General features: G+C 47.8%; 2 protein-coding genes and 1 pseudogene. All 3 read right to left on the bottom strand.

All coding sequences use genetic code 11. The features are described 5' to 3' along the window. Positions 1 to 339: peptidase U32 family protein (locus QVO39_RS03355; protein WP_502685060.1), on the bottom strand; the 339-nt coding region annotated here is incomplete at its 3' end. Between the two features lie 99 nt (positions 340 to 438). Beyond that, positions 439 to 1863, bottom strand: coding sequence for a hypothetical protein (locus QVO39_RS03350; RefSeq protein WP_021903022.1), 1425 nt, complete (start codon positions 1861 to 1863; stop codon positions 439 to 441). A gap of 37 nt (positions 1864 to 1900) precedes the next feature. After that, positions 1901 to 2166, bottom strand: a pseudogene (locus tag QVO39_RS03345) (TonB-dependent receptor); the annotation flags it as partial.

Here is a 2166-nt window from a genome sequence, read left to right as displayed (position 1 = left end):
AGAGTGGAGCGGAATGGGCGGCATGCCCTCCGCCATCAGCAAACCCATATCCTGCACGATCAAAGCATCGGCACCCACCCGATAGAGCTCCCCCGCCAAAGCCACAGCCTCCTCCAATTGGCTATCAGTGAGAATGGTATTTAGTGCCACATAGACCTTCGCCCCCACCGAATGTGCCTCATAGCAAAGCGTGCAGATATCCTTAAGGGATACCCCCGCACTGCTACGAGCTCCAAACTTGGGTGCCCCAATATAAACCGCATCTGCCCCAGCAGAGAGCGCCACCCGACCTCCCTCTAGCGATGAGGCCGGCGACAGTAATTCAATAGCCCTTGTCATACCACAAAGATACCCAATTTTGCAGAGCCCTTGCAAGACAAGAAAGAGGACCTCTCCACAAGAGAGATCCCCTTTCGAATTAAAACCTAATTGAGAAAATTAGAAAATAGCAGTGAATACGTTATTAGATCCACTGACTAGCTTTGCACCAAGCTTTGGCTTTGCTTGGGTATTCTTTACGTCCCAAATATAGACGTTGCCATCGTAGTTGCTAAGGTTTTCACCAACTGGAGTGATAGCGAAATAGATCTTACCATTGCGTATCGCTGCCTCCTGATATTGGAAGAAGTAGGTATGACTTGGCACCTCTAGATCCAGCACCTCTCCTGTATTGAGGTCTACTCGAGCAATGCCCCAAGGGTATTGTTCTATTTCATTTCCGTGTGGGTCGGTGTACTTGGTAATAGGCTCTGCATTTCCCTTTTCGTAGGGTACAAAGGCGATCCCATTGCCAGCGTAGAACCAGCCAACGCTTCTGGCTGTATTGTGTCCGCACTTGCCTGCGATATCAATGGACCAATCTTGGTAGGCACCATCCTTGATCTTGAGCATATAGACCTTGCCACCTTCAAAGCCCGTGAGCTGGTAGATGGTCTTTCCATCCTCAGCAACAAACATATTGCGAGAGCGATAGCCGGTGGTGGAGCCTACCTCTTCTTTGTAGAATATGGTCTTTGGATTCTTAAAGCTTGGGTAGTCTAATATCAAGGTAGCGGTCTTGCCAGTCGACTTAACCGTTTTTTTACCTGGAACCTTATCAAGTGACTCAATCTTGCTGATCTGTGCACCGTAGTAGATCTTACCACCAGTAATCACTGGGGAGTGGATACGAGAGATGAAGTAGCCTTGCTTATCCAATTCGGGTAGACTGATGTTGCCTTTATTGTTGTCGCCTAGCTTCATCGCGGTATTATCTAGAATCACGATGTTGTAGGTACCACCAATAGATGCGGCAGTGCCAGTAGCATCCTTTCCGAGTACTTTGCCAGAAGCATCAAAGCGAACAGGGCTAATCTCGTGAACGGAGGAGTAGTGGGTACCTGGCAGCAGGGCAAAGCGCATATTGCTATTGCCAATCACATTCTGTGAGCGTACGGTGGTGAGTAGCTCGAACTTCTTTTTATCCTTATTGTAGATCACATTGGTGATATCGCCCAGTCGGTAAGTAAGGCTGTAGAGAAAGCCGTCACTACTCCTATAAGCGTGTGGGGCTCTCGCATCGTTAACCAATGGAAAGGCATCCTTACCACCTTCGATGGTTGTATTAGGATCATCAATCTTATCAAAATGATGGAGGTAGAAGTTATTGGTCTTAGCGTTGTAGCCTACAGTGTATCCAATGTAGAAGTCAAGCCCATCTTTGCTTTCGTAGGTGCCTGCAGTGGTGATGTCGGCTCCGACAATCTTATCATCGGGCTTCACTGGGTCGGGACGTTTCTTTTGCTCCTCATCGCAACTAGTGAAGAGTGTCATGAGGAGTGCTGTTGCCCCTACCGTTAGGAGGGTTTTGAAAGTTTGTTTCATACTATGATTATCTTTAAAATGAATAAAATGCTATCTATTATTGTAGTGTATAGACCAGTTTGCCGTAGAAGGCACGACCGGGCTTTTGCAATGCGTAATTATCGAATATCTGCTGATTGAAGATGTTCTTGGCATCAAAACTAGCGGTGAGTGCGCCCTTGAGTAGTGTATAGCTGACGGATAGGCTCACTGGCGACTGATGGGGCACGTAGGGGGTACTATAGATCACCAGATCCACGGGGAACTTGCTCACGTAGAAGAGATTGGCCCCGAGGGTAAGGGTATTGCCTTCTGCTCCGAGAT

The sequence above is a fragment of the Porphyromonas sp. CAG:1061 genome (assembly GCF_000435035.1).
Lineage (GTDB): Bacteria > Bacteroidota > Bacteroidia > Bacteroidales > Porphyromonadaceae > Porphyromonas_A > Porphyromonas_A somerae.
This window is presented reverse-complemented; position numbering and strand designations above follow the sequence as displayed.

Bases quoted from the DNA above. Each gene is read 5' to 3' on its own strand.
- QVO39_RS03350 (WP_021903022.1), bottom strand. From the start codon at position 1,863: ATGAAACAAACTTTCAAAACCCTCCTAACGGTAGGGGCAACAGCACTC.